This window comes from Pseudomonas sp. FSL L8-0168, from assembly GCF_037976155.1.
Taxonomy (GTDB): domain Bacteria; phylum Pseudomonadota; class Gammaproteobacteria; order Pseudomonadales; family Pseudomonadaceae; genus Aquipseudomonas; species Aquipseudomonas paracarnis.
Window position 1 is genome coordinate 475385 of the sequence record NZ_CP150262.1, and the last position, 22352, is coordinate 497736.

Here is a 22352-nt window from a genome sequence, read left to right on the forward strand (position 1 = left end):
GGTGACTGACACACCGCCTTCGCGGGCAAGCCCGCTCCCACAGGGGATCTGCGCAGGCGACATTTTGATGTCCATGACGTCGTTGAAAACAGCCTGGCGAAGCCATCCGATTGACGCCAAAAACTCACTAATGGCCAACTGATTAATTAATCACCTGCCTCGGATTCATACTCGCTACAATCGCCCGCTTTGCCACCCGGCACGGGCTTTTTCGCCCCGTCGCCAGCGAGAAAACCTATGTTGATCGGTAGCTATTCAACCTCCCTTGTCGTGATTTCCCTGTGCGTGGCCATCCTGGCGTCCTACACGGCCTTGGACCTGGCCGGGCGTATCGCGACCGCCAAGGGGCGGGCTGTATACCTATGGATCACTGGCGGCGCAGTGGCGATGGGCGTGGGCATCTGGTCCATGCACTTTATCGGGATGTTGGCCCTGCGCCTGCCGTTTGCCCTCGGGTTTGAGGTAGGCATTACCCTGTTTTCGCTGTTGATCGCCGTGCTATCCAGTGGTTTCGCGTTATGGCTGGTCAGCCAGCCACGCTTGCCGGTCTGGCAACTGGCATTCGGGGCGTTGGTAATGGGCGCTGGAATTGCCAGCATGCATTACACCGGCATGGCCGCGATGCGCATGACACCCGGCATTGATTACGACCCGACCTTATTTGGCGCTTCGTTGGTGATCGCGGTGGTGGCTTCCGGCGCCGCCCTGTGGATCGCCTTCAACCTGCGGCGCAACACACCTTATGTGCGGCTGGCACGGGGTGGCGCCGCCGTCGTGATGGGCGTGGCCATCGTGGGGATGCACTACACCGGGATGGCTGCGGCGCGCTTTGCCGATGGCAGCTTCTGCGGCGCCGCATTGACCGGCTTGAGCGGCAAGGGCCTGGATAACCTGGTCTTGGTCACTTCGCTGGCGGTGCTGGTCATTGCGCTCTTGACCTCGGTGCTGGATGCGCGCCTGGAAGCGCGCACCGCCGTACTCGCCGATTCCCTGACCCTGGCCAATCAGGAACTTACTCACCTGGCCCTGCATGACATGCTCACCGGCCTGCCCAATCGCACGTTGTTGGCTGATCGCATTCAACAAGGCATCCAGGCGGTGAACGAGCGGGGCGGTTGCTTTGCCTTGATGTTTATCGACCTGGATGGCTTCAAGCCGGTCAACGATGCCTTTGGTCATCACCTGGGCGACCAGTTACTGCGCGAGGTCGGCTTGCGCTTGCGTGAGGACTTGCGCAGCCAGGACACCCTGGCCCGTATCGGCGGCGATGAGTTCGTATTGCTGGTGCAACTCACCCAGCCCGACGATGCGATGGGCTTGGCCGAGCGCCAGGTGAGCCTGATCAACCGCACCTTCACGGTGGCCGAGCATGAGTTGCAGATCTCGGCCAGCGTCGGTATCGCCATGTTCCCCGGTAACGGTAATAGTCCTCAGGAACTGCTGATGAACGCCGACGCGGCGATGTATCACGCCAAGGGCATGGGCAAGAACGGCTATAGCTTCTTCGATGTGTCGATGAACACCAATGCGCGCAAACAACTGCAATTGCTGCAGGACCTGCGCAATGCCCTGGAGCAGGGGCAATTTCGTTTGCACTACCAACCCAAGTTCGACGCCGTCAGCGGTCTTGCCGTGGGGGCCGAGGCGCTGTTGCGCTGGGAGCATCCGCAACAAGGCTTGTTGATGCCCGCTACGTTTATTGCACTGGCGGAGAAAACCGGGCTGATCATCCCCATCGGCGAATGGGTACTCGATGAAGCTTGTCGCCAGATGAGTCAGTGGTACGCACAGGGTTATGAGCACTGGCGCATTGCCGTAAACCTCTCGGCGTTGCAGTTCTGCCACGCCGGGTTGGTCAACAGCGTAGCGGCCGCGCTGGAGCGTCACCAATTACCGGCCAACAGCCTCACGCTGGAGATCACCGAGACCACCGCCATGAGCGATGCCGACGCGAGCATGAAGGTATTGCAGCAACTGTCGGACATGGGTGTGGACCTGTCCATCGATGACTTTGGCACCGGGTACTCCAGCCTCATGTACCTCAAGCGCCTGCCGGCCAATGAGTTGAAGATCGACCGCGGCTTTGTACGTGACCTGGAACACGACAGCGACGACGCCGCCATCGTCTCGGCCATCGTGGCCCTCGGCCAGGCTCTGGACTTACGGATTGTCGCCGAAGGCGTGGAAACCGATGCGCAGCAAAATTTCCTTACCCGCCTGGGGTGTGATTCCTTGCAAGGCTATCTGTTGGGGCATCCATTGCCGGCCGACAGCTTCATGACCAATATCCGCAGTGCCGAACAGGCAGCAGTGCCTGACAAACGCCCAGAGTGACGGGTATTCTTGGATCCAACCCTAAACATCAGGTTGAATCAGGAGACCGCAGCCATGGACAAAGTCGTCATCATCACCGGGGGCAGCCGAGGGATTGGCGCCGAGACGGCCTTGCTGGCCGCTCGCGAAGGTTATCGCATCTGCATTAATTATCAGTCGGACGAGAAGGCTGCCCATGCTGTGCTTGAACAAGTGCGCGGCCTCGGAGCACAGGCCATCGCGGTGCGCGCCGATGTCAGCATCGAAGATGAGGTGATTGCGCTGTTCAATCGTGTGGATGCCGAATTGGGGCGTGTCACTGCGCTGGTCAATAATGCCGGTACCGTGGGGCAAAAATCGCGGGTCGACGAGATGTCCGAGTTTCGTATCCTCAAAATCCTCAAGACCAATGTGCTGGGCCCGATTCTGTGTGCCAAGCACGCGGTGTTACGCATGTCGCCCCGGCATGGCGGGCAGGGCGGCAGTATCGTCAACGTGTCCTCGGTGGCGGCGCGGCTGGGCTCGCCGGGTGAGTATGTCGACTACGCCGCCTCCAAGGGCGCGCTGGATACCTTTACCCTGGGGTTGTCGAAGGAGGTGGCGGGCGAGGGCATTCGCGTCAACGCCGTGCGCCCAGGCTATATCTTTACCGATTTCCATGCCCTGAGCGGCGACCCGGACCGGGTCAGCAAGCTGGAGTCCGGCATCCCGATGGCGCGCGGCGGGCGTCCGGATGAAGTGGCGGAGGCGATTATCTGGTTACTGTCGGACAAGGCATCGTATTCCACCGGAACGTTTATCGACTTGGGAGGCGGCCGTTAAAACGATCGCACAATCCGCCCTAATGTCTCCATGGCCTTTTCCGATGCCTCGTTCCACGGGCTGCCATAGTTCAAGCGTATGCAGTTTCTGAACCGCTGAGTTGCGGAAAAGATCGGCCCCGGCGCAATGCTGATGCCCTGGGCCAAGGCCATCTGGAACAACTTCAGCGAGTCGGTCTGCTCCGGCAATTCCAACCACAGGAAATAGCCCCCCGCCGGCTGGCTGACCCGTGTCTGGGCCGGGAAGTAGCGAGCGATAGCCGCGAGCATGGCGCTTTGCTGTTCTTCCAGGGCGTAGCGCAGTTTGCGCAGGTGGCGGTCATAGCCGCCGTGTTGCAGGTAGTCGGCAATTGCCGCCTGGGCCGGCATCGACGGGCATAACGAGGTCATCAACTTGAGCCGCTCGACCTTCTGTGCAAAGCGCCCGGCGGCGACCCAGCCCACTCGGTAACCCGGCGCCAGGCTCTTGGCAAAGGAGCCGCAATGCATCACCAGCCCTTCGGTATCGAAGGCCTTGGCCGGCTTAGGCGCTTGTTGCCCGTAGTACAGCTCGGCGTAGACGTCATCTTCGATCAGCGGCACTTGATGGCTGCGCAGCAGTTCCACCAGCGCCTGTTTTTTCTCTTCAGGCAGCGTAGCGCCCATGGGGTTCTGGAAGCTGGTCATGGTCCAGCAGGCCTTGATCGGATAGCGCTCAAGGCTTTGGGCCAGGGCGTTCAGGTCAATACCGTCGCGCGGGTGCACCGGGATCTCCACGGCCTTGAGCTTCAGGCGTTCAAGCACTTGCAAACACGCGTAGAACGCCGGCGCCTCGATGGCCACCAGGTCGCCCGGTTCGGTCACGGCCTGCAGGCACAGGTTCAACGCTTCGAGAGCACCGTTGGTGATCAACAGCTCCTCCATCGGCAGCATCAGGCCACCGACCATATAGCGCAGGGCAATCTGCCGGCGCAGTTGCGGGTTGCCCGGCGACATGTCGGTGACCACCAAGCGTGGGTCCATTTCGCGGCTGGCGCTGGCCAGGGAACGGGCCAGGCGCGGCAGCGGGAACAGCATGGGGCAGGGGAAGGCCGAGCCGAAGGGCACGGTGTTGGGGTCTTTGATGGAGTCCAGTACCGAGAACACCAGCTCACTCACGCCCACCTCGGTGGACTCATGCACCTGCTCACTCACCACCGGTTCGGAAAACGGGCTGGGCGCATGGGTGTTGACGAAGTAGCCAGAGCGGGGGCGTGCGCGAATCAGGCCACGACGCTCCAGCAGGTAGTAGGCCTGGAACACGGTGGACGGGCTGACGCCGTAGGCCTGGCTGGCATAGCGCACCGATGGCACGCGCTGGCCGGGGCCGAGGACGCCGGAGCGGATCAGTTCTGCGATGTCGTCGGCAAATTTTTCGTAGCGTTTCATGGCGGCCTAATTAGCTTTTTGAATGTGTACGCAGGGCAAATTGTAGGCGCTGGCTTGCCTGCGAAGGCGGTGTGTCAGTCACTGCATCTGTTACTGCTCTACCGCTTTCGCAGGCAAGCCAGCTCCCACATTTGATCTCTGTTGTTGATGAAGTATCAGCGATTCAAGGGCGCTACGAAGCGGCTGTCAGCAGCGGTATAGATCCAAGGTTCATCCACATCAGTGACTTTAAAACGTAAGGTTTGAGAGCTGCTGGCCGGTGTGTCCGCCAGCAATGCTACCGACACCGGTATATCGACAATTTCCCCGGCAGCCAGGCTGACCTGGGTCTTGCCTTGCAACTGGAACCCCTCGGCATCCACCAGTTCCAGGCGGTATTCCTGGCGCTGCTGGGTTTTGTTGATCACCTTGAGGCTGTAGATGTTTTCGATCAAACCCAGGCTGTTTTCGCGGAACATGCCACGGTCTTTGGTCACATCCAGCGACACCATCGGCCGTTCAATCAGGGCCACCACCAGTGCCGCGAGCATCACCACCAGCACGGCACTGTAGCCGATCAGGCGTGGCCGCAGCAGATGAGTCTTGCCACCCTGCAATTGGTGCTCACTGGTATAACTGACCAAGCCACGGGCATAGCCCATTTTGTCCATGATCGAATCGCAGGCGTCGATGCAGGCTGCGCAGCCGATGCATTCCATCTGCAGGCCGTCGCGGATATCGATGCCCGTGGGGCATACCTGCACGCATAGCTGGCAATCGATGCAGTCACCGAGGCCAACCTGCGCTGGCGGCACGTCACGTTTACGCGGGCCACGGTGCTCGCCGCGGGCGGCGTCGTAGGAAATAGTCAGGGTGTCTTTATCAAACATCACGCTCTGGAAGCGTGCATAGGGGCACATATGCATGCATACGGCTTCGCGTAGCCAGCCGGCATTGATGTAAGTGGCCCCCGTGAAAAACAATACCCAAAACAGGCTCACACCGCCCATCTGCCACGTCAGCAGTTCGGCTGCCAAGGGGCGGATGGGGGTGAAGTAGCCCACAAACGTCAGCCCGGTCAACACACTGATACCCAGCCACAACGTATGTTTGGCCGAGCGCCGTGCCAGCTTATTCAGGCTCCAGGGTGCCGCCTGCAGTTTGATACGTTGGTTGCGTTCACCCTCGGTCACCTTCTCGCACCACATGAACAGCCAGGTAAACGAGCTTTGCGGGCAGGTGTAGCCGCACCAGACGCGGCCGGCAAACACCGTGATCGCGAAGAGGCCGAAGGCACAGATGATCAACAGCGCCGAGAGCAGGATGAAATCCTGGGGCCAGAATGTCGCACCAAAGATATGGAACTTGCTCTCGGCCAAGTCCCACAGTACGGCTTGGCGTCCACCCCAGTTCAGCCACACAGTGCCAAAAAAAGCCAGAAACAGCAGGCCGGCACCGCCCACGCGCAAGGTGCGGAACACACCGGTAAAACTGCGGGTATGGATCAGGTTGTCGCTGGATTTGGCCTTCACCTTCTTTGGGTGAATGGGCTCAAAGGTTTCCACGGTTGGGATTCGTTCGCTCATGGTCATTCGCTCATCAGCCTCCATCAGGCGGATGAACTATGGGCGACAGACTGTTTGCATAACAGACTCAGGTGGAAGGATAAAAAGCGGATCAGATAGGCTTGATGCGTTCTTGTGCGTCAATGTGCTGCACCCCGAGTCTATAGGGGTGCAGGGATTCAAAGGGTTCGATGATACAGATCAATCAAATCACCGAACCAGGCTTTTGCGCCTTTACATGGTTACGGCCATCCGTGGCCCCTTCAACCGTCAGCGCGTCGGCTTCGGCTTCAGTGATATAGATCCGCTCGCCCGCCAACTCCACATAGGACATGGCTTTGTCATGGTCGGTAAGGATCTTCACGCGGGTGGCTGGCAGGCTTTGTTCCTGGCCGTCCACGTCGAGCGTGAAGTAGCACAAATGGTTTTCGATGCGCAGGGGCATGGCGATCTCCTTTCTATGGGCTCTATCACGTTAGGCGACCCCTACGACAAGGGGTTCCAGGCAACTGACTGGCGGTCTGCGCTGTCCATCCTTTATCTATCCATAATAAAAGGAGCGCATCCATGGACGCCTGGTGGCATCAAGTGTGGCAAACACTGCAAGCCGAATTCGCGGACATCGGCGATGCCCGGCAACTCACCCAAGTGACGGTGCGCCTGCTGATCGCCGCGATCCTGGGCGGCATCCTGGGTTTTGAGCGTGAGCACAAGGGCAAGGCGGCTGGCGTGCGCACCCATATGCTGGTTGCGCTTGGTGCGGCGCTGTTCGTGCTGGTGCCGCAGATGTCCGGCAACCAGGCGGATGCCATGAGCCGGGTGGTTCAGGGGGTGATTGCGGGTATCGGCTTCCTTGGCGCCGGCACCATCCTCAAGGGCAAGGAAGATGAAGAGGGCCAGCATGTGAAGGGCCTGACTACGGCGGCCGGGTTGTGGATGACCGCCGCCATTGGTGTGGCGGCGGGGATGGGGCGTGAATCGACGGCAGTACTCAGTACACTGCTGGCCCTGGCGGTGTTCAGCATCATGCCGAGAATCGTCAGATTGTTGGAAAAGTGATCCTGAGTCATACCGCGGATCAGGTCACGATGTTGCTTTGGCGTACCTCACCAAACACCTTGAGCAAAAAGGGGTCTTTGCCCGGCGCATCGGCGATGACAATTACGCTGGTGTTGGCGCTGGGCGAGTGATGGATCTGCATTTCACCGATTACTTCTGGAAACCGATCGACCGGCCGCAGCGACGTGTTCAGCTGCCGCTGGATGCCGGACAGGTCCAGTTTATCTCCCGATTTGAAATTGCGGATCTCGCTGGGGGCCTCCAGGGTAGATTCACTGGTGGCGTTGAAACTGTAGGTTGCAGCGCGAGTGTCGGCAGGCGATGAGTCCTGCGTTTCAGGCGCCGCCGATTGGTCGAGCTTTTCGTCGCTCAGGGACGAAGCTGCATCCGTGAGGGCTTTGGACTTGGTCTCCATTGCAGAAAAATTTTTGCTCAGAGCACCCAGTTCTTCGAGCCAATTTTTGTGATGGTCAACGGTGTTCCAGATGTCGCCGTCGAACGCGGCGGTAATGATTTCCAGAAGTTTGAGCCTCATTTTATCGGCCGCTTCATTGATCACCTGGTGCTTGGCAGACTCCAGGTTTGAATCAATATTTTTTTTGTCGAGCTTGTCCCGGATCTCTCGAAGTGTTTCGCGGTTTTTTTTCGCGTTGGCGCCCCTCGACATTAATTTGACATTCTCTGGGGTCAATGTGGTGTTGAACTGCTCAGTGATTGCGCGAGATTTCGGCGAGCTTGGATTGCGTTGTATCTCCTTGATGGTGCCTGGGGTCAATGCCGTATTCAGGTCGTCCAACTTATTTTTCGCCTCTACCTCCGACATAGAAGGTGAGGTGTTGGACTTCGTCGTTGGCGACAGGGGGGTATGGGGTGAGCGGTCAGGCGCCTTAGGGGAGGAGGACCAGTTCGGGCCGGCCTTGAGCAACGTATTTATTCGCTCGGGCGTCAGCGCCTGTTGATTGGAGACGGGATTGGAGGATGTGGGTGTTGTGACTGGAGCAGTGGGCGTTGATGGGGAGGCGATAGTCGACATGGGGCTACTCGTGATAAATGGGCTAAAGGCCAGGTGAAAAAAAGGCTGAGCATTCACGCGAGATCAATATAAAAAGGAACAGTAAAACGAACATTCAGCCTTGACGTGGAACTTCGTAGGACTCCTCGTTTTTTTGTGTGCTCGAACACCAGGACGTCTAGGTGTTCGAGCAGGCCGTGTTCTTGCTCTGATGATTTAGACGATCACCGGAGGCAGGGTCGTCGGCGGCTCTTGCACGGGCGGTGGGTCGTTTTCCGGCGGCTCTCTCTCTGGAATGGGCGCCGGTTCACTGGGTGGCGTCGGTAGTGGCGGAGTGTCGATATTCGGATCTTCAGGTTCAGGTGGTATCGGGATATTCATCGGTGTGGCCTCCTTTGTGCTTTGCTCTAGCGGTGGACCGCTGCCTGGGGCAATTGATTCCCTGCCCAGCGGCGGCATATCCACCTGAACTTTTGCGGCGCGCCCAGGCTCGGACCTTATACGGCCACGCTCAGGGAAAGCGTCGCCGCCTTTGAATTCGGATCAAGCCAAGAGCGTCCATAGGGCGTAAGGGGAAGATGCTCGATGATTGCTGAAACACTGGCTCCAGAAGGCTCGATACTGCCGCTGTCGCAAGCGCTGTTGTTACCCAGGATCGCTATCGAAAGCACCATGCCGGTGATCGACAATGGTGAGTTCGCCGTCAAGGCTGTGGTCGGCCAGCGTGTCAATGTCACCAGCAAAGTGTTCGCTGATGGTCACGACAAGCTGGCGGTGCTGATCCGCTGGCGCGTGCTGGAGGAAGAAAGCTGGCACAGCGTGGTCATGACCGATGTCGGCAACGATGGCTGGGAAGGCGCGTTCACCGTCGCCCAACTCGGGCCGCATGAATACTGCATCGAGGCATGGATCGATACCTTCGCCAGCTTCTGCTATGAATTGCGCAAGAAACATGAGGCCGGGGTGCCGGTCAGCCTTGAATTGCAGGAAGGCCGCAGCCTGGTGTTGCAGGCTGCCGAGCGCAGTGACAACGAATTGCGCGACCGTTTGATGGTGTTGCACCACGAACTGTCGGGCCTGCTGGAAACCGAGCAGGTGGCGTTGTTCCTGCACGAAGACAGTGCACACCTGATGACCCAGGCCGATCATCGCGCGTATCTGAGCGTCAGCCCCGCCTACCCAATTGACGTAGAGCGTGAGGCGGCGCAGTTCGCCAGTTGGTATGAGCTGTTTCCCCGCTCGATCACCGATGATCCGGCCCGCCACGGTACATTCAACGACGTGCACTCGCGCTTGTCGATGATCCACGACATGGGTTTTGACGTGCTGTACTTCCCGCCGATCCATCCTATCGGCCGCAGCCACCGCAAGGGCAAGAACAACTCACTCACCGCAGGCCCAGATGATCCGGGCAGTCCGTATGCCATCGGCAGCGCGGAGGGCGGGCATGAGGCGATTCACCCGCAACTGGGCAGCCGTGAGGATTTCCGTCGCCTGGTCAAGGCCGCTGCCGACCACGGCCTGGAAATTGCCCTGGACTTCGCCATCCAGTGCTCCCAGGACCACCCATGGCTTGAACAGCACCCTGGCTGGTTCAACTGGCGCCCCGACGGCACGATTAAGTACGCCGAGAACCCGCCGAAAAAGTATCAGGACATCGTCAACGTCGATTTCTATGCGGCGGATGCGATTCCGGGCTTATGGACAGAACTGCGCGACATTGTGGTGGGCTGGGTGGAAGAGGGCGTGAAGACCTTTCGCGTCGACAACCCGCACACCAAGCCGCTGCCGTTCTGGCAATGGCTGATCAGCGACGTGCGTGCCAAGTACCCGGAGGTGATCTTCCTCGCCGAAGCTTTCACCACCCCGGCAATGATGGCGCGCCTGGGCAAGGTCGGCTATTCCCAGAGCTATACCTACTTTACGTGGCGCAACACCAAGGCTGAACTGAGCGAGTACCTCACTCAACTGAACCAATCGCCCTGGCGTGAGTGCTACCGCCCGAACTTCTTCGTCAATACGCCGGACATCAACCCGGGTTTCCTGCATGACTCCGGCCGCGCAGGCTTCCTGATCCGCGCTGCGCTGGCCACGATGGGCTCGGGCCTGTGGGGGATGTATTCAGGCTTTGAGTTGTGTGAGTCGGCGCCCGTGCCAGGCAAAGAAGAATACCTCGACTCCGAGAAGTACGAGATCCGCCCCCGCGACTTTACCGCCCCCGGCAACATCATCGCCGAGATCGCCCAGCTCAACCGCATCCGCCGCCAGAACCCGGCGTTGCACACGCACCTGGGGCTCAAGCTCTACAACGCCTGGAACGACAACATCCTGTACTTCGGCAAGCGCAGCGAGGACGGCAGCAATTTCATTCTGGTCGCCGTCAACCTCGACCCGCACAACGCCCAGGAAGCCCACTTTGAATTGCCGCTGTGGGAGATGGGGTTGCCCGACGATGCCCAGACCCAGGGCGAAGACTTGATGAACGGCCATCGCTGGACCTGGTACGGCAAGACCCAATGGACCCGGCTGGAGCCGCAGATGCCGTTCGGGATCTGGCGCATCAGCACCCCCTGAGTGCTCGTTCCCACGCTCTGCGTGGGAACGCCTCACTTCGCTCTGCGTGGGAATGCCTCACTGGACGCTCTGCGTCGCGCTTGGGACGCGGAGCGTCCGGGGCTGCATTCCCACGCGGAGCCTGGGAACGATCCTCGAGAACTTTGTATTTTCAGGAGTTTGCAATGGCCAAGAAACCCAAGGCAGCCACCTTCATCAAAGACCCGCTCTGGTACAAAGACGCGGTGATCTACCAGGTACACGTCAAATCCTATTTCGACTCCAACAACGACGGCATTGGTGACTTTGCCGGGCTGATCGCCAAACTCGACTACATTGCCGACCTGGGCGTGAACACCATCTGGCTGCTGCCGTTCTACCCGTCTCCCCGCCGTGATGACGGCTACGACATTGCCGAATACCGCGGCGTGCACAGCGACTACGGGACGATGGCCGACGCCAAGCGCTTTATTGCCCAAGCCCACCAACGCGGGCTGCGCGTGATCACCGAGCTTGTGATCAACCACACCTCCGACCAGCACCCCTGGTTCCAGCGCGCGCGCAAGGCCAAGCCAGGCTCGGCGGCGCGGGACTTTTATGTGTGGTCGGACGATGACCAGAAATACGACGGCACGCGCATTATTTTCCTGGACACCGAAAAGTCCAACTGGACCTGGGACCCGGTGGCCGGCCAGTACTTCTGGCACCGCTTTTACTCGCACCAACCGGACCTCAACTTCGATAACCCGCAGGTCATGAAAGCGGTGCTGTCGGTGATGCGCTATTGGCTCGACCTGGGCATCGACGGCCTGCGCCTGGACGCCATTCCCTATCTGATCGAACGGGACGGCACCAACAACGAAAACCTGGCGGAAACCCACAACGTCCTCAAGCAGATCCGCGCTGAGATCGATGCCCATTATCCCGACCGCATGCTGCTGGCCGAAGCCAACCAGTGGCCGGAAGACACGCAGCTGTACTTTGGGGATAGAAAGGGTGATGACGGCGATGAATGCCACATGGCCTTTCACTTTCCACTGATGCCGCGCATGTACATGGCGTTGGCCCAGGAAGATCGCTTCCCCATTACCGACATTCTGCGCCAGACCCCGGAGATTCCCGCCAACTGCCAGTGGGCAATTTTCCTGCGCAACCATGATGAGCTGACCCTGGAAATGGTCACCGACAAAGAGCGCGACTACCTGTGGAACTACTACGCCGCAGACCGCCGCGCCCGCATCAACCTGGGCATTCGGCGACGCCTGGCGCCGCTGGTGGAGCGCGATCGTCGGCGGGTGGAATTGCTCAACAGCCTGTTGCTGTCGATGCCGGGCACGCCGACCCTGTACTACGGCGATGAAATCGGCATGGGCGACAACATCTACCTGGGCGACCGTGACGGCGTGCGCACGCCCATGCAATGGTCCATCGACCGCAATGGCGGGTTTTCCCGTGCCGACCCGGCCAGTCTGGTGTTGCCGCCGATCATGGACCCGCAATACGGCTACCAGTCGGTCAACGTCGAGACCCAGGCCCAGGACCCGCATTCATTGCTCAACTGGACCCGGCGCATGCTCGCAGTGCGCAAGCAGTCCAAGGCGTTTGGTCGTGGCAGCTTGAAAATGCTCTCGCCGACTAACCGGCGCATCCTGGCTTACACCCGTGAATACACCGGTGAAGACGGCCACACCGAGATCATCCTGTGCGTGGCCAACGTGTCGCGCAGCGCCCAGGCGGCGGAGCTGGACCTGTCGGCCTTTGCCGGCATGGTGCCGGTGGAGATGCTTGGCGGTAATGCCTTCCCGCCAATCGGCCAGCTGAATTTCCTGCTGACCCTGGCGCCCTATGGTTTCTATTGGTTCGTGCTGGCAGCGGAAAACCAGATGCCCAGCTGGCATGTGGAACCGGCGCAAAGCATGCCCGACTTCACCACTTTGGTACTGAAAAAACGCATGGAAGAGCTACTCGAAGAACCTTGCCGCACCAGCCTGGAACATACGTCACTGCCCGCCTGGCTGCCCAAGCGGCGCTGGTTTGCCGGCAAAGATACGGCAATCGACACGGTGCACATCGCATATGGCGTGCGTTTTGGCGACCCGCAGCATCCGGTGTTGCTCAGTGAGATCGAAGTGACCAGTGCCGGCCAGGTCAGCCGCTACCAACTGCCCTTGGGCTTCCTTGGCGAAGACCAGTTCACCAGCGCCTTGCCCCAGCAATTGGCGTTGGCCCGAGTGCGACGCACCCGCCAGGTAGGTTTGGTGACCGATGCCTTCAGCCTTGAGCATTTTATCCTTGAGGTGATCCAGGCCATGCAGGCCGGCACCGTGCTCAATACCCCTGACGGCGATCTGCGATTCGAGGCCACTCAACACTTGGCCGCATTGCAACTGACCCGTGAATCGCCGGTGCGTTACTTGTCCGCCGAGCAGTCCAACAGCTCGGTGGTGGTCGGTGAGAGTCTGGTGCTCAAGCTGATTCGCAAAGTCAGCGCCGGCGTGCACCCGGAGCTGGAAATGAGTGCGTACCTGACCGCCGCTGGCTACCCGAACATCTCGCCGCTGCTGGGCTTTATGAGCCGCCAGGACGGGCAGGGGCAGGACAACTTGCTGATGATTGCCCAGGGTTACTTGAGCAATCAGGGCGATGCCTGGAGCTGGACCCAGAACAACCTGGAGCGGGCGATCCGCGATGAGCTGGCCGACGCGATCTCTGAACAGGAACAGCATTACAACGCCCTCGGGGAACTGGCAGATTTTGCCGGTTTGCTCGGTCAGCGCCTGGGTGAAATGCACCTGGTGCTGGGTGCGCCAACGGCCGACAAGGCCTTCAAACCCGAACCCACCACAATCAAAGACACCCAAGCCTGGGCCAAGGATGTCGGCGCCCAGATCGACCGTGCCTTGCAGTTGCTCAAGCTTAATCAAAGCCAGTTGAACCCCGCCGACCAGGCGTTGGTCAGTGAATTACTGGCGCAGAAAAAAGCCATCGCGGCGCATGTCCAGGCGTTGGCCAAAGCCACGGCGGGCGGATTGCGCATTCGCGTCCACGGTGACTTGCACCTGGGCCAGGTATTGGTGGTCAAGGGCGATGCCTACTTGATCGACTTCGAGGGCGAACCGGCGCGACCGCTGCATGAGCGGCGCGGCAAACACAGCCCTTATAAAGATGTGAGCGGTGTGCTGCGTTCCTTTGATTATGCCGCGGCCATGGCGCTGAATGTACAAGGGGTGGATCACACGCCAGAAGCGAACGCTGCGCGCAAACGCGTGACCGACCGCTACCTGAATGAAGCCCGCGTAGCATTTACCCAGGCTTACCAGGCCGCTGCGTCTACACTGGCGCATGACTGGCAGGATGCCAACGGCCAAGACGCAGCGCTGACCTTGTTCAGCTTGGAAAAGGCCGCGTACGAAGTGGCCTACGAAGCAGAAAACCGCCCGACTTGGCTGCCGGTGCCCCTGCAAGGGCTGCACGGCTTGTTGAGCGGGCTGACACCTATATCTAAACCTGGACGCGGTGGGGAGACGTCATGAGTTTTACACAGAGAGAACCGCTGCAGCCCAAGTTGACTGCATTGCCGGCGTCCAAGGACGTCGATGCGCTGGTGCGCGCCGAGCACCCCGATCCCTTTTCGATCCTGGGGCCCCATGATGACGAGCAGGGCGGCCAGTTTATCCGTGCGTTCCTGCCCGAGGCCCTGAGTGTCCAGGTACTGGCGCGTGACACAGGTGAGCCGTTTGGCAGCCTCGATGCCACCCAGGTGCCAGGCCTGTTTATTGGGCACTTCAGCACTCGCCAGCCCTACCTGCTGAAAATCCAGTGGGCCGGCGGTGAGCAGATCACCGAAGACCCCTACAGCTTCAGCCAATTGCTGCTGGGGGAAATGGACCTGTACCTGTTTGCCGAAGGCAATCATCGTGACCTGGGCAACTGCCTGGGGGCTCAGGTGGTCAGCGTCGATGGCGTGCAAGGCGTGCGCTTTGCCGTGTGGGCGCCGAACGCACGGCGGGTTTCGGTGGTGGGCGACTTCAATATCTGGGACGGGCGCCGCCACCCGATGCGCCTGCGTCATCCATCGGGGGTGTGGGAAATCTTTATCCCGCGCCTGCAACCGGGCGCGGCCTACAAGTATGAAATTCTCGGTGCCCACGGCATTCTGCCGCTCAAGGCCGACCCTGTGGCGCTGGCCACCCAACTACCGCCGGACACCGCCTCGAAGGTCGCCGCACCTTTGCAGGTGGATTGGCAGGACCATGAGTGGATGCAATCGCGGGGAGACAAGCAGAAAGCCACCGCGCCGTTGTCGATCTACGAGCTGCATGTGGGGTCCTGGCAGTGCGAGCTGGACGAGGCCGGTGAAGTGGCTCGGCAATATGGCTGGCGCGAATTGGCCGAGCGGCTGATTCCTTACGTTCAACAATTGGGCTTCACCCATATCGAACTGATGCCGATCATGGAGCACCCCTTTGGTGGCTCGTGGGGTTATCAAGCGTTATCCCAGTTTGCCCCCAGCGCGCGCTTTGGCTCGCCGGAAGACTTCGCCTGGTTCGTCAATGCCTGCCATCAGGCCGATATCGGCGTGATCCTTGATTGGGTGCCAGCGCATTTCCCCACCGATACCCACGGCCTGGCGCAATTTGACGGTACCGCGCTGTACGAATACGCCAACCCGCTGGAAGGTTTTCACCAGGACTGGGACACGCTGATCTACAACCTGGGCCGCACCGAGGTCCACGGTTTCATGCTCGCGTCGGCCTTGCACTGGCTCAAGCATTTCCACGTGGACGGCCTGCGTGTGGACGCAGTGGCCTCCATGCTGTATCGCGATTATTCGCGCAAGGCCGGTGAATGGGTGCCCAACCGTCATGGCGGCCGCGAGAACCTGGAAGCCATCGATTTCTTGCGGCACCTGAACGACGTGGTTGCCCTTGAAGCGCCGGGCGCGTTGGTAATTGCCGAGGAGTCCACGGCCTGGCCCGGCGTCAGCCAGCCGACCCAACAGGGAGGCCTGGGCTTCAACTACAAATGGAACATGGGCTGGATGCACGACTCCCTGCATTACATCCAGCAAGACCCGGTGTACCGCGCCCATCATCACAACGAGCTGAGTTTCGGGCTGGTGTACGCCTGGTCGGAGCGCTTTATCCTGCCGATTTCCCATGATGAGGTGGTGCACGGCAAGCACTCGCTGATCGACAAGATGCCCGGCGACCGCTGGCAGAAATTTGCCAACCTGCGCGCCTACCTCAGTTTCATGTGGATGCACCCCGGCAAGAAGCTGCTGTTCATGGGCTGCGAATTTGGCCAATGGCGCGAGTGGAACCACGACCAGCAACTGGATTGGTATTTGCTGCAGTATCCCGAGCACCGTGGCGTGCAAAAGCTGGTAGGCGATTTGAACCGCCTGTACCGCGAAGAGCCGGCATTGCACGAACAGGACGATGCGCCCCAGGGCTTCCAATGGCTGATCGGTGATGACGCGATCAACAGCGTCTACGCCTGGCTGCGCTGGAGCAAGGGTGGCAAGCCGGTGTTGGTGGTTGCCAACTTCACCCCGGTGCCCCGTGAAGGCTACGCAGTCGGTGTGCCGTTTGGTGGGCGTTGGAGTGAGGTGATCAACAGTGATGCCGATACCTACGCCGGCTCCAATTACGGGAATGGCGGAGCCGTGTTTACCCAGGATGAGCCGCGCCATGGGCAACCGGTGTCGTTGTCTTTGAACCTGCCGCCCCTGGGCGTGCTGATTTTGCGACCTCAAGAGCCTGAAACGCTCTAGCGCGGCGTATGCCGCTGTTCGGCTTGCTGGCAAGGTGCCACAATGGCGCCTTTGCCGTCGCCGGTCAAACAGGCCAACCCCATGAATAGCCTCGGGCAGGACCAGGGTCACTCCATTGAAGAGCAGGTGCGAACCGACCGTTTGCACCAGCTGTTTCGTCAATCATTCTCGGCGATCTTCGGCAGCTACCTGGGCGCCGTCATGCTCTGCTGGCTGTGCTGGGATCGGTTCGATCATCAGGTCATCCTGGTGTGGTTGGTACTGTTGGCGGGCTCGTCATTGGTGCGCCTGCATCTGTTCGTGCAATGGTTTCGCTGCCCTGACGCGGCGCGCACGCCCGCCCGTTGGGAACGCCGCTACTGGGTCACGCTGATGCTGTCGGCGGGTATCTGGGGCGGCGGGGCGCTGGCGGTGATGCCGGTCGATGACCGCTTATCCCAGGTGCTGGTGATGCTGTTTACCGTGGGCATGTCGGTCAGCGCGGTGTCCTGTTATTCAGCCTATCGCTACATGACGCTGGGCTCGATGGCGCTGGTGTTGCTTCCCTGTACGGTATGGATGCTGTTTCAGCCTTCGCCGATGCAGGTCGGCGTGGCGTTGGCGGTGCTGGTGTTTGCTTCGTTTGTGGCCGGTGCCACGCGCAAACTCTCCGATGCCCTGGAAAAAGCCTTTCGCCTGACGAGGCAAATGGAACGCGCTCATCATATTTCCACCCGCGCCGCTCAGACCGATGAACTGACCGGGCTGATGAACCGTCGGGCGTTCTACGAACAGGCTCAGTTGCTGTATGCCCAGTGCCTTCGCGAGCAGCAGCCGTTGTGTGCATTGATGATGGACATGGACCACTTCAAAGCCATCAATGACACCTACGGCCACCAGGCCGGCGACCAGGTGTTGCGTCAGATTGGCGCGGTGATCAGCGCGTCCTTTCGCCAGACCGATATCTACGGTCGCCTGGGGGGCGAGGAGTTTGCAGTGCTGCTGCCCAATACCTCATTGGAGACCGCACGCAGCATTGCCGAGCAGTTGCTCCAGACGATTTATCACTTGCCCGCCGACCCGGTACAAGGGGTGAGCGCAAGCTTGGGCGTGGCATCGACCCACGCTCAGCCTCTGGATTTGAACGGCTTGATGAACAGCGCCGACAAGGCCCTGTACCAGGCCAAGGCATCGGGCCGCAATCAGGTGGCGGTTGTCGACTGATCCTTGCTCATCGCCTCTGCCAGCACTCGCGCAACCTGGTCGGCGGAGTAGGGCTTGGCGAGGAACTCAAAGCCTTCATAGCCGCTGTCCGCCAGTTCCTCGCTGTAGCCGGAGACGAGTACCACGGGCAGGTCCGGGCGGCGCTGGCGCAGTAGCTTGGCCATGGCCACGCCGGTCATGCCGGGCATCACCACGTCGGAGAAAATCGCATCGAACCCCTGGACGTCTGTGCCGGCGAGGTTCAGCGCCTGTTCGGCATTGGTCGCCCACGTGGTCTGGTAACCCAGGTCCTTGAGGATCTGGCTGGCGAAGCGTCCTACCTCAAGGTTGTCCTCGACGATCAGCACGTGCTGATGAGCAGCCTCTTGCGGCGCTGGCAAGTCTGTATGCGGGTCTTGATCCGGCGCCGCTTCGCCTTCGACCTGCGGCAGGTACAAGGTAAACACCGTACCCTGGCCAAGGGTGCTGGCCACATCGATATTGCCGCCTGACTGCTTGGCAAAGCCGAATACCTGCGACAGGCCAAGGCCCGTGCCTTTGCCCACGGCCTTGGTGGTGAAGAACGGCTCGAAGATGCGTTCGAAGGTATCGCTGGGAATCCCGGTGCCGGTATCGGCCAGAGAAATGGCGATGTAGGGCATGCACGACTCGGCATCCCCGCGAATACGTGGCAGCGTTTGCTCGCTGGCGACTTTGAGGGTCAGGGTACCCTGGCCGTCCATCGCATCGCGGGCGTTGAGGGCGATGTTAATCAGCGCGGTTTCGAACTGGCTTGGGTCGATGCGTGCATAGCAGGGCCGATCGGGCAATTGCACCTGCACATGAATGCGTGCGCCGGTGACGCTTTCGAGCATCTCGCCGATGTTCTGCACGCGCTGGCCGACATCGAACACCTGCGGGTTCAATGGTTGGCGACGGGCAAAAGCGAGCAGTTGGCTGGTGAGCTTGCTGGCCCGCTCCACCGTGTCGGATACCGCGCACATATAACGTTGCCGACGCTCTTCGGACAGGCCCGGTTGGCGCAGGAAATCCACGGATGAGCGGATAATGGTCAGCAGGTTATTGAAGTCATGGGCGACGCCACCGGTCAGTTGGCCGATGGCCTCAAGTTTTTGTGACTGGCGCAGTGCAGCTTCGGCTTCGGCCAGCGCACGGGTACGCTCATTCACGCGCTGCTCCAGGCTGGCATTGAGTTCCGCATAGGCGGCCAGGCCCTTACGCACGGCGGCGTCGGCACGCACGCGCTCGATATGCGCCCATGAACGTTCGGTGACTTCGCCCAACAGCGCGATGTCGTAGGACGACCAAAAACGCGGCACTTTGTCGTGTACGGCCATCAGTGCGGTGAGCCGCCCGTCTTTGATCAAGGGCATGCAAATGGTGGCCGTCACACCGAGTGCCTGGAAGCTCGCGGCGTCATGGGGCGGCAGCTCGATCAGATTATTGCGTATCACCAGTGGCTCGCCGGCACGCAGGCAGTTGACCGCGCATTCGCCAAACGCCGCCAGGCTGTAATGGCCGATGATGCTCGGCGAGCCTTGCGCCGACCAGTCGCCTCGAATGGTAAAGCCATCTTCATCCTCGTCCATGTCGGCGTAGGCACAGATGGACACCTGCAGATGTTCGGCCAGCAGGCGAGTCGTAGACGTCAGGATGGTTTCGGCGTCGGTAGCGTTGGTCACGCTATTGCTAATGGCGTCCAGCACTTCAAGACGACGGGTGAGGAACACCGTGGCAGTGGTTTCGGTCACCGTGTCGAGCAAACCGACCACTACACCTTGGGCATTGCGAATCGGGCTGTAGCAGAAGGTGAAATAGGCTTGTTCCGGCGCTTCGTTGCGTTGGATCAACAGCGGGAAGTTTTCGATATAGGTGGCGTGCCCATCGAACGCGGCGTCGGCGATAGGGCTGATATCGTCCCACACCTCGTGCCAGATCTCGTTGAACGGGCGGCCCAAGGCGTCGGGTTTGCTACCCAGGATCGGCGTGAACGCGTCGTTGTAGAGGGTAATCAACTGAGGCCCCCAGACGATGGCCTGGGGGAAACTCGACGCGAAGCACAGCGCAACGGTTGTCTTCAACACATCGGGCCAGTGTTCAAGTGGCCCCAGGGGCGTACTGGCCCAATCGTGCTGACGAACCCGCTCTGCCATTTCGCTGCTGCCTTGCAGCCAATTCATCATGGGGTTCACACCTTGCTTGCTACGTACTGTTTAGCTTTGAAGAGTCATACCGACTAGCAACAGACCGGAATGACCCCATTCAGTTCAGCGCGATTATCTCCCTGATAGCACTTTGATTTCACTGTCTATTTGCACGCCTTCATTATTGGCCGGTTGGGCCGGCGCCCAACCTTATTGCGTGCCGAATAAGCCCGTCCAATAGATGCCCGCGTCACTCTTGGGGTCCATGGCGTAGGCAGCACCCAATTCGCGAAACTGCGGGTTCATCAGGTTGGCGCAGTGGCCGGGGCTGGCGAGCCAACCGTCGACGACCTTGCGCGGCGTGTCGAGGCCGGCGGCGATGTTTTCGCCGATATTCTTCGCGATATACCCCGCCAACTCGGCGCGGTCACCCGGCGTGCGGCCGTCGGGGTCCAGGTGGTCGAAGAAATTGCCGTTGGCCATGTTGCGGGTATGGCTGTTGGCTGCGCCGGCCAGGGTGTCGTTCCACGACAGGGGCGCCGTGGCGGTGAACGCCTGGGTGCCACACTGGCGCGGCTCGGCACGGGCGGTGTTGATCAGGTCGAGCAGTTTTCTGCCTTCGGTCTGCCAATCGCCCAGGCCGCTGGTCACCAACGGGCGGGCCAGCACGATGCGCCAGTCCTGGCCGCTGTTGCTGACGCCGATGTCGACAAATTGCGGGTCGAGCACTACGCGGCAAAAGCTTTCGCGCACCGCTTTCATCGCGGCCTCGGCATCCTTGGGCCCGGACAGGCTGATGGCCTGCACATTCACCATCGGGTAGGCAGCGCGCGCCAGCGACTGCTGCAAATCGCCGACATTGGAGGCCGGCAACACCAGCCGCGTGTCGCTGGTCAGCGGCGGAAGCTCCTGGGAACCCTGGTCACCGCAGCGTTGCACCTGGCTGCGGTATTGGTTGATCTGTTGGACTAACTGACTTTCTTCATTCGCCATCGCGCTGGCGCAGAACACCGTAGTGGCGGCCAGCGTCGTAAGACCCATCATCAATGACAGAACGCGCATGGACGTTACCCTTGAGCTTGAAAGTGCCCATGATGCGCGATCCAGGTGCATCCATGCACCCGTTGGTCCGAACTTTTTTTGCTCAGTTCTTGAATGTCGAGTGTTTCGCGCCCTGATCGCAGAGGGCAAACACCACCACCAACAAGGCAGAAATCGCGAGGATCACCACCACGCCATCGGTGGAGTGGGTGGCCGAGGCCGCTACCATCGACAGCGCGCCCAGCGGTGCCAGGCCACCGGCAATGGCGGTGCCGATCTCCCGCCCGGTGCCAAAGCCCGATGAGCGCGTTTGCGTCGGGAACTGCCGGCTCAGGAACGAACCCTGGGGGGCGAACATCATCGGCGCGAGGATTCCGGTGCCCACCCCGATGGCGAGGTAAATCATCAGGCTTTCACCACTGTTGAGCAGGGCCAGGAACGGGTAGGCGAACAACAGCGAGCACAGCCCGCCGAGCATCAACACGGTCTTGCTGCTCCACTTGTCACACAGCCAGCCGAAGCAGGGCACGGCGACGATGGCCACCAGGCTGGCGATGGTCACCGACAGCGAGGTGACATGCACGTCCACGCCTTTGAATTGGGTCAGGTACGCCAGGGAGAAGGTCTTGAAGATGTAGCTCAGGGCGTTGTAGCCAATCGCGACAAAAAACACCACGGCGAGGCCCTTGAGGTCATTCTTGAACAAGGCTTTGAGAGGCGATGGCTTGGCCTTGGCTTTTTCCGTGCTCAGCGCTTCGAACTGTGGGGTCTCCGGAATGCTGTTGCGCACCCACAGGCCGACACCCACCAGCACGATGCTGCAGATAAACGGAATGCGCCAGCCGCCGGCCAGCAGGAACTCGTTGCCGTTGATGGTCAGCAGGTAAATAGTCAGTGAGGACAGCAACAGGCCCAGGTTCAGGCCCAGTGCCGGCCAGGCGCCCTGGCTGCCACGCTTGCCTTGGGAGGCATGCTCGTAGGAGGTGACTGCCGCGCCCGACAACTCGGCACCTGCGCCCAGGCCCTGGATGATGCGGATAAACACCAGCAGGATCGGGGCCCAGATGCCGATGGAGGCGTAGCTGGGGATCAAGCCGATCAAGGTGGTGCACACGCCCATCAGGCAGAAGGTCAGCACCAGCACTTGCTTGCGCCCGAACTTGTCGCCCAGGTAGCCAAACAGGATGCCGCCGAAGGGGCGGGCGATAAAGCCGATGGCAAAGGTCGAAAAGGCCATCAGCGTGGCGGTCTTCGGGTCGCTGTTATCGAAGAAGATCTTCGAAAACACAATCGCCGCCATGGTGGCGTACAGGTAAAAGTCATACCACTCCAGCATCGAGCCGAAGATGGTGGCGGCGGCTACTTTGCGTAGGCGCTTGCGGGTTTGTTCGGGCGTTTCGGTACCGGGAATGGAGGCGGATGCCGACATGCTGGACTTCCTTCTGGGTCTTTGTAGTTATTGTTGGGTGAGCGGGCGGT

General features: G+C 60.3%; 15 protein-coding genes. 7 read left to right on the forward strand and 8 right to left on the reverse strand.

What is annotated here, in order from left to right:
• Positions 1-237: 237 nt before the first annotated feature.
• A complete protein-coding gene (locus MHH62_RS01975) occupies positions 238-2334 on the forward strand; it encodes an EAL domain-containing protein (protein WP_019816867.1) in 2097 nt (698 codons plus the stop codon).
• A gap of 54 nt (positions 2335-2388) precedes the next feature.
• Positions 2389-3135 (forward strand): SDR family oxidoreductase, encoded by a 747-nt coding sequence (locus MHH62_RS01980; RefSeq protein ID WP_014718690.1) that lies wholly within the window; start codon positions 2389-2391, stop codon positions 3133-3135.
• On the opposite strand, the gene mapR is transcribed toward MHH62_RS01980, so the two are convergent.
• The 3 genes from mapR to MHH62_RS01995 form a co-directional block, all read right to left on the reverse strand.
• Positions 3132-4541, reverse strand: a complete 1410-nt coding sequence (mapR, locus tag MHH62_RS01985; RefSeq protein WP_073453639.1) for a GntR family transcriptional regulator MpaR — start codon at positions 4539-4541, stop codon at positions 3132-3134. The two genes, MHH62_RS01980 and mapR, sit on opposite strands and share 4 nt — an antisense overlap.
• 155 nt (positions 4542-4696) lie before the next feature.
• Positions 4697-6106 carry a cytochrome c oxidase accessory protein CcoG gene (gene ccoG, locus MHH62_RS01990; protein WP_032901679.1) on the reverse strand — a complete coding sequence of 470 codons (1410 nt, stop codon included), beginning with the start codon at positions 6104-6106 and terminating at the stop codon, positions 4697-4699.
• 184 nt (positions 6107-6290) lie between these two features.
• A complete protein-coding gene (locus MHH62_RS01995) occupies positions 6291-6530 on the reverse strand; it encodes a DUF3203 family protein (RefSeq protein WP_014718687.1) in 240 nt (79 codons plus the stop codon).
• A 122-nt stretch (positions 6531-6652) separates the two neighbouring features.
• On the opposite strand from MHH62_RS01995, the gene MHH62_RS02000 reads away from it, so the two are divergent.
• Positions 6653-7144 carry an MgtC/SapB family protein gene (locus MHH62_RS02000; RefSeq protein WP_014718686.1) on the forward strand — a complete coding sequence of 164 codons (492 nt, stop codon included), beginning with the start codon at positions 6653-6655 and terminating at the stop codon, positions 7142-7144.
• Positions 7145-7163: 19 nt separating this feature from the next.
• Here the strand turns inward: MHH62_RS02000 and MHH62_RS02005 are convergent, their stop codons facing one another.
• Together MHH62_RS02005 and MHH62_RS02010 are read right to left on the reverse strand one after the other, a co-directional pair.
• Entirely contained in the window at positions 7164-8177 is a 1014-nt protein-coding gene (locus tag MHH62_RS02005; RefSeq protein ID WP_339232337.1) for a M10 family metallopeptidase C-terminal domain-containing protein, read from the reverse strand.
• Between the two features lie 195 nt (positions 8178-8372).
• Positions 8373-8537, reverse strand: a complete 165-nt coding sequence (locus MHH62_RS02010; protein WP_165835081.1) for a hypothetical protein — start codon at positions 8535-8537, stop codon at positions 8373-8375.
• 204 nt (positions 8538-8741) lie between these two features.
• On the opposite strand from MHH62_RS02010, the gene MHH62_RS02015 reads away from it, so the two are divergent.
• The 4 genes from MHH62_RS02015 to MHH62_RS02030 all read left to right on the forward strand — a co-directional run bounded on the left by MHH62_RS02015 (position 8742) and on the right by MHH62_RS02030 (position 17688).
• Positions 8742-10730 carry an alpha-1,4-glucan--maltose-1-phosphate maltosyltransferase gene (locus MHH62_RS02015; protein WP_020301129.1) on the forward strand — a complete coding sequence of 663 codons (1989 nt, stop codon included), beginning with the start codon at positions 8742-8744 and terminating at the stop codon, positions 10728-10730.
• A gap of 164 nt (positions 10731-10894) precedes the next feature.
• The gene (gene treS, locus MHH62_RS02020) at positions 10895-14242 is read left to right on the forward strand and encodes a maltose alpha-D-glucosyltransferase (protein WP_339232339.1); all 3348 of its coding nucleotides are present in this window, start codon (positions 10895-10897) and stop codon (positions 14240-14242) included.
• Positions 14239-16485 (forward strand): 1,4-alpha-glucan branching protein GlgB, encoded by a 2247-nt coding sequence (gene glgB / locus MHH62_RS02025; protein WP_014718682.1) that lies wholly within the window; start codon positions 14239-14241, stop codon positions 16483-16485. The genes treS and glgB overlap by 4 nt, the downstream gene beginning before the upstream one ends.
• A gap of 42 nt (positions 16486-16527) precedes the next feature.
• The gene (locus MHH62_RS02030; RefSeq protein WP_019816876.1) at positions 16528-17688 is read left to right on the forward strand and encodes a sensor domain-containing diguanylate cyclase; all 1161 of its coding nucleotides are present in this window, start codon (positions 16528-16530) and stop codon (positions 17686-17688) included.
• Here MHH62_RS02030 and MHH62_RS02035 read toward each other — a convergent pair.
• The 3 genes from MHH62_RS02035 to MHH62_RS02045 all read right to left on the reverse strand — a co-directional run bounded on the left by MHH62_RS02035 (position 17667) and on the right by MHH62_RS02045 (position 22302).
• Positions 17667-19871, reverse strand: a complete 2205-nt coding sequence (locus MHH62_RS02035; RefSeq protein WP_339232341.1) for a GAF domain-containing protein — start codon at positions 19869-19871, stop codon at positions 17667-17669. The two genes, MHH62_RS02030 and MHH62_RS02035, sit on opposite strands and share 22 nt — an antisense overlap.
• A 171-nt stretch (positions 19872-20042) precedes the next feature.
• Positions 20043-20894, reverse strand: a complete 852-nt coding sequence (locus tag MHH62_RS02040; protein ID WP_014718680.1) for a CAP domain-containing protein — start codon at positions 20892-20894, stop codon at positions 20043-20045.
• A gap of 82 nt (positions 20895-20976) precedes the next feature.
• Entirely contained in the window at positions 20977-22302 is a 1326-nt protein-coding gene (locus tag MHH62_RS02045) for an MFS transporter (protein ID WP_014718679.1), read from the reverse strand.
• Positions 22303-22352: the final 50 nt, after the last annotated feature.